Below are 5,979 nucleotides of genomic sequence, written 5' to 3' on the forward strand. Positions count from 1 at the left end.
TCTTCTATCTGGGGCGGGATCACCATTTCAACTACGACGACTTCCGCACGGCGATGGTCGAAGAGGCTGAAAAATATGGTGTTTGTCTCGAAGCAACGCGCCGTTTGGATCGGGGTGTGGTAACATATCAGCCGCGCACCAAGGAGGTTTACGCGGCCAAGGAAGAGGGCAGGGAGCCGGTTGGACGTGTCCGCGTCGGGCGCGATCTGGACCGCGCGCTGGCGGAGATCGCCAGCAATACGAAGGTTTACCGTTCACTGGCCGCCGAGGCGTCGGCCGAGAACCGTGAGGATATTGCAAACGCCTTGTTTCGTGCCGGTGAGATGATGGCACGGGGCGGGCATCTTGAACAGAATGGAGAAGTTTACATGGCCGAGGAACAGTCCTTTGATGATCTGAGAAGCAGCTTTGCCGCACGGATGGAGCGCGTTGAGGCGATGGTTGCCAGCACGCCCGAGGTGCAGCGACCCCAAGCGCAGGCGCGTCTCAATGAAATCTATCGGGGGGTTGCCCACATGCAGCCTCTTGGCACCCGTTCGCAAACGCTACTTGATGCGCCTTCGGCCGATGGGGTCTATTCCGAGACCAATGTGAACCGCGATGCCGTCGAGCGGCTGCGCGAGCCTGAGACGAGGGCGCAGATCGAAACGACCTTGCGTGGCACAGGCATTTCGTCCGAGACGATCATCGCACGGATCGAAACCACAGCGAATAACGCTGCGCTGGAACGCCAATGGCTTTCCGATGATTTGAGCCGCATCGCGGAGACTGATGGGCTCAATCTCGAACGGCGCGAAGATCTTCAACAAGCGGTGGACAAGCTGGACCAGGTGCATGTCCAGCTAGGGACCGCGCTCGAACGGGCCGAGGTTCTGCGCGACGATGGGGTGTTCGAGGACGATCCGGATTATCAAGACTTCCTGCGCGATCAGGCGAACGATGAAGTCTATCGGGAACGTGTCAGCGATGAGCTGCGGACCGAGGACGCCTTAATTCGAGCTGAGAATGATGGCATTTCCGCACGAGAGGCTGAGGCCGTGGCCGAGGTCGAGAAGGGGGTTCGTGACAATTTCGATGGGCCAAACAATGACTATGCCACATTCGAGCCTTTGGTGATCGAGCGGGATCGTGCGGCGCAGGGGCGCACGAATGTCAGCACCAACGCGGAGCTGGGCATGGCGTTCACGGCTCTGGCGAAAGAGCGCGCGGCAGGAGGTATGTCGGTTGAAGATCAGCGCCGGGCCGATGCTTTGTTGCGCGACACCGCTGACAGATATGGTGAGCAGATGCGCGACGGGTTGGTGCGCGAGGATACCCGCGAGTTCCGTTCGCATGAGCATGAGGATTTTGCGGGCTACAGTGCTGAAGTAGAGCGGTTCGAGCAGGATCGCTTGCGCGAGTTCGATGATGCGATGCGCCCCTACGAAGTCGAGACCGACAACGAGGGCGGGGTTTCCCATCAGGCCCATATCGAGCAGGCCAGCCTTGATCGCATGAGCAGCCGCATCCGCGACGAGCTTATGTCAGCCGATCAATCGGAGGACTTCGATACGCGCTATGATCGTGTGCAGGCTATGTCCGAGGACGGCCGGATCGAGGCAATGGCGCGGGAGCGGATTGCAAGCGAGCAGGCCGATTATCTCCGAGACAAGCCGGAAATCGTAGCGTCCCCGGACCTGATCTATCGTGACCAGCCCTATCAGGAAACGATTGTCGATCACGACCTATACGACCGGATCGAGACGGAGGCCCGCGCCGCCGGAGCTGACGAATCCACCGATGTGAAGGCGACTGTCGCAGATGACTTCAAGGCCCGGTATCCGGACATGCCCGATCACCTTGCACGGGGTCTGGGTCAGACCTACGCCACGGCAATGAGCATTCGGGACAGTGAGCGGGTTTCCGAGGTGGCGGCGCAACGTGAACTGACCAGCGCCGGCCGCAGTCCTGAGATCGAGCGTGTCATTGCTCACGAACGTGACGACAAGATCAACCCGACCTTCGCAGACGAGGCCAGTGGCCGCGCCTATCGCGAGGAAATCGAACGCGAGCTGGATGACGAGCGGATCGAGGCATTGCGCGAAGGCGATGCAGATGCCTTGGAGAACGTCATTGATGACCGTCTGGAACGGCTCTACGCCGCGAAAGCCTATCTGCAATCGGATGAAGCGACGGCCAACAGCGAGGCCACCCGCGAGGTCATTTCCGAGATTGCCGATGAAGAATACGATGCGCAGCGCCTGAAGCATGTTCAGAGCCACAGCGAAAAGGGGCAGACGCATGGATAAGGGCAAGATCGCAGTTGGCGTAATCCTCCTGACGCTGGTTTCGGCCGCTGTCGGCTATGTGATTGCGACTGCCTACCTCACGTTTCGCGATTATGGGCTGTCGGCTGAGATTGACTTCTTCTGGCTGGCGCAGAACTACCTGGATATGCGGATCGTCCGCCCCAACGACTTCGAGAAGGTCAATCTCATCATCGGCGGCTTTGCCCTAGCCGGGATGCTTCTGAGCGCGGTTCTGTCCGGGTCTGCACTCACCCGCTTCGGGCGCACCCATTGGCAGAAGGCCGCTGAAATGGCCCGCAACGGGTTTTTCGGTAAACCCGGCACAGGGTTTATCCTGGGCAAGATGGGCAAGCCGAAGTCGCGCGGAAAGCTCGTCACGTCGAAGGTTTTTCCCCACGCATTGATCGTCGCACCGACCGGGCGGGGGAAAACCACCGGCTTCGTTATCCCGAACCTTCTTACCTTCAAAGGGTCCGCCGTGGTCCTGGACGTGAAGGGGGAGAATTTTGAGCATACGGCCCGGCATCGAGCGTCGGAGGGCGACAAGGTGTTCCGCTTTGCACCGACCGATTGGCACGACCGGCGCAGCCATCGCTACAACCCGCTGCTGAGGATCTTCGAGCTGGACGATCCTGACCGAAAGCAGATGGAGCTTCAGCTTCTCGCCTCGCTCTTCCTGCAAGCTGACAGTGATCGTGTCCAAGGGCTTCTGAAAGGCGGTATCGACCTCTTCGTTGCAGCCGGTCTTCTGGCCTTCGAGCGGAAGCGGCCCACCTTGGGCGAAATCTACCGGATCAGCGCGTCCGGCGGCAATAAGCAGAAAGAGTTCATGAAGCGTCGGGACGAGGTTCGGAACCACGCTGCGAAGCTGATTTTCGAGCGGCTTGCATCCACCAACAACGATACGCTGACCTCCTATGTGTCCCTGTTGATGACCTCGGGCCTCGATCAATGGAGCAACCCGGCGATCGACGCCGCCACCATCGAATCGGACTTCGATTTCCGGACGATCCGCAAGAAGCCGTTCACCGTCTACCTGGTCGTCGCTCCGAACATGGTGAAGCCGATGGCCCCGCTGATCCGCCTGTTCTTCTCCGACCTGATTTCATCGCTTCAGGACAAGGAGCCGGGCAAGGATGAACCCTGGCCGGTGATGATTATGCTGGACGAGTTCAACCGCCTCGGGAAGATGCCCATCGTGGTCGAGAGCATCGAGACGCTGCGCTCCTACAAGGGGCACTTGGCTATCGTCACGCAAACGATCCCTGCGCTGGACGAGATATATGGCGAGAACACCCGCAGGGCGTTGCAGGGCAACGCTGGTGTGAAGCTCTACCTCACGCCCTCCGATGAAAAGACCGTCGAAGAACTGAGCAAGGCCGTGGGCAAGACGACCAAGCGCGTGGTCACGCGATCCCGGTCGATTGGTCGGAACCCCTTCGAGGGTCGCAGCATGTCCGAACGCACCGAGGAAACGTCTCTGTTGCCCGAAGATGAGGCGCGGCGGATGCCGCTCGATGACATTGTGATGGTCGTGGATGCCCAAATGCCGATCCGGGCAAAGCGTATCCAGTATTACGACGATCCGTTTTTCAAGGCGATCCACGGCGCACAGAAGGGCGAGCTACCTTTCCCTGAGCGGACCTTGAAAGCCGTCGAGCCGGTGATTGCGGAAGAACCGGAGGACGAGGCGCAGCCGACGCCGGCGGCTGCGCCGCAGGAGGCGGCCGAGAACCTTTCCGTGAAAGAGGCCAGCGATCAGCCTCATCGAGCAAAGCTGAAAACGTCGAAGCGCAAACGGTCCAAAGCTGTCGCCCAGGCTACGCAGGCGACTCGGGACATGGACGAGCGCCAGCGCGAGTTAGACCTGTCTGTTCAGCAGAGGCTCGATCTGCCCGAGCCGGGCGACGTTTCCGATGCCGACGTGCAGGCGTTGCGTGATGCCGATGCAAAGCTGGCAGAGTTCGAGGCAAGTTTTACGGAAGGGCAGGGAGGCGAACGCGCAACCGCGGCCGAGTAGCGATGTCCTTGCCGACCAACACAAAGAAAAAGGCCCGCTTGTGCGGGCCTTTTTCAATCTCCGAGGCGGTCAGCTCGATCTTTCATGCGCTGCATCTTGGCACCCGTTCCGGTCGATGGTGGGGTGCCTCCGCCCGTCGAAGACGGCGATCCCCGCATCGAGGCCATAGCTCGCCTCCCATATTCATTGGCCCGAAGGCCAACCACTTCCGCCGTAGAAGCCGCTCCCACTTGGTAGCGGTTTCGGGCTTGTTGGCTTCCCATAGCAGCTCGGGCGAACTGATAGCTGCCGCCCATCCCTGCATTCATGGCAGGCATGACGATGTTGCCAGATAGGGAGCGCGCGATAAACGGGGTCGCCAGAATGAAACCTTTTCCCATCAGGATCATCATGAAGAAGGGCAGCAAGGCACCGATGTTTGCTGCGCTTGAGGGGTCTCCGAGACGGTCGATCAGCGCGCTCGCAACGCCGATGATGGTCGAGAATACGCCTGCGATGATGATCGGATACATGGAAAAGGAGATCAGGGTGGACAGCCACCGAGCAAAGTAATCCTTCGTAACGTCGAAAAGCGTCAGGAAGATCATGATCGGAGCAAGGCCAATCAGGATCGAGATCAGCATCCTTGACATCATCACAAGCCACGCTGCGATCGCGCCTAGAACCGAGAGAAGGAACATTCCAAGCGTGTCGATCAATGCCCCGGCCATCCAGTTCAGGTTCTCACCGATCGCGTTGAGGTATTCGCCCATGCGGTTGATGAGCTGGTCAAATTCTTCCGCATAAGTTCCAGACGGCCCCGGCGCACCGCCACCTACCGAGGCCACTAGAGACCCGGCGATGCTGTCGATCCCGTTGAGAATCCCGTCTGCAAGATAGTTGAATTGGGCCCAGTTCGTTGCAAACAGCGCTACCAATCCGATCTTCACGGCAAGCCAGAATGACGTGCGCCCGTCCACACTTCGAACCTGAAAGGCCATGTTTATGAAGATCAGGATTACGATCAGTGTAGCGGACAGGGCAATCACAGTTCCAACGGTCGCAGCTATAGCTCCGAACTGTGATTCGGCTGCTTCTTCCAGGAAGCTATCAGCCGTCTCTACGAAGAAGGTTACTACGCTCATGTGACCCTCACCAGTTACCTTGCTCTTCGCAAATTGATCTTGCTGCGGGCCTCAGCTCGTTCGCCGTTCGACTGTATTCCGAGGTGCGTTCAAGGATCTCGTGTCTGTCGAGGCCGGCGTAGTTTTCAAAGTAATATTCCGAAGCCGCATCCCAGGAGGGAAAGCGAGTTTCACAGGAACAATCGCCAGTTTCGACAACTGCATTCAAACTTTGAGCTCGATACATCTGTTGAACGAGGATGTTCTTATGCGCGTCCCGCACATGTGCATTCTCCATCCAGTCAGGGCGGGGCGGTTGTTCCGGACACACACGGGGTTCATTGTCCAGCGTGGGCACGAATTGCGCAATGGCGGGGACGGGGGCCAGAACGAGGACCGCGATGCTGATAGCTTTAATCACGCCGCATCCTCCTTTTCCCCTGAAGCATTTTCACGCGTCAAGAATACATGAATGTTCGATCCAGCACGCCCTTCCGCACTGGCGTGGACCACGGAGACTACCTTGAAGCCTGCTTGTCCCCATTCCCTGAGTTTTTCGGGCATGGAC

Annotated in this window: 4 protein-coding genes; 2 read left to right on the forward strand and 2 right to left on the reverse strand. The window is 58.9% G+C overall.

Annotated elements, in window-relative coordinates:
• Positions 1–53: 53 nt before the first annotated feature.
• Entirely contained in the window at positions 54–2,288 is a 2,235-nt protein-coding gene (locus EP376_RS22400) for a hypothetical protein (RefSeq protein ID WP_127657699.1), read from the forward strand.
• The gene (locus EP376_RS22405; protein WP_088716863.1) at positions 2,281–4,308 is read left to right on the forward strand and encodes a type IV secretory system conjugative DNA transfer family protein; all 2,028 of its coding nucleotides are present in this window, start codon (positions 2,281–2,283) and stop codon (positions 4,306–4,308) included. The genes EP376_RS22400 and EP376_RS22405 overlap by 8 nt, the downstream gene beginning before the upstream one ends.
• Before the next feature lie 53 nt (positions 4,309–4,361).
• On the opposite strand, the gene EP376_RS22410 is transcribed toward EP376_RS22405, so the two are convergent.
• Together EP376_RS22410 and EP376_RS22415 are read right to left on the reverse strand one after the other, a co-directional pair.
• Positions 4,362–5,432: a TrbL/VirB6 family protein gene (locus EP376_RS22410; protein WP_088716864.1), complete on the reverse strand. Its 1,071-nt coding sequence runs from the start codon at positions 5,430–5,432 to the stop codon at positions 4,362–4,364.
• A 7-nt stretch (positions 5,433–5,439) separates the two neighbouring features.
• Entirely contained in the window at positions 5,440–5,832 is a 393-nt protein-coding gene (locus EP376_RS22415; RefSeq protein ID WP_127562612.1) for a hypothetical protein, read from the reverse strand.
• Between the last annotated feature and the right edge of the window lie 147 nt (positions 5,833–5,979).

The sequence above is a fragment of the Alexandriicola marinus genome (genome assembly GCF_004000435.1).
In the GTDB taxonomy this organism is placed as follows: domain Bacteria; phylum Pseudomonadota; class Alphaproteobacteria; order Rhodobacterales; family Rhodobacteraceae; genus Alexandriicola; species Alexandriicola marinus.

Coding starts and splice junctions, on each gene's coding strand:
- EP376_RS22410 (WP_088716864.1), bottom strand. CDS start 5,432: ATGAGCGTAGTAACCTTCTTCGTAGAGACGGCTGATAGCTTCCTGGAA.
- EP376_RS22405 (WP_088716863.1), top strand. CDS start 2,281: ATGGATAAGGGCAAGATCGCAGTTGGCGTAATCCTCCTGACGCTGGTT.
- EP376_RS22400 (WP_127657699.1), top strand. CDS start 54: ATGGTCGAAGAGGCTGAAAAATATGGTGTTTGTCTCGAAGCAACGCGC.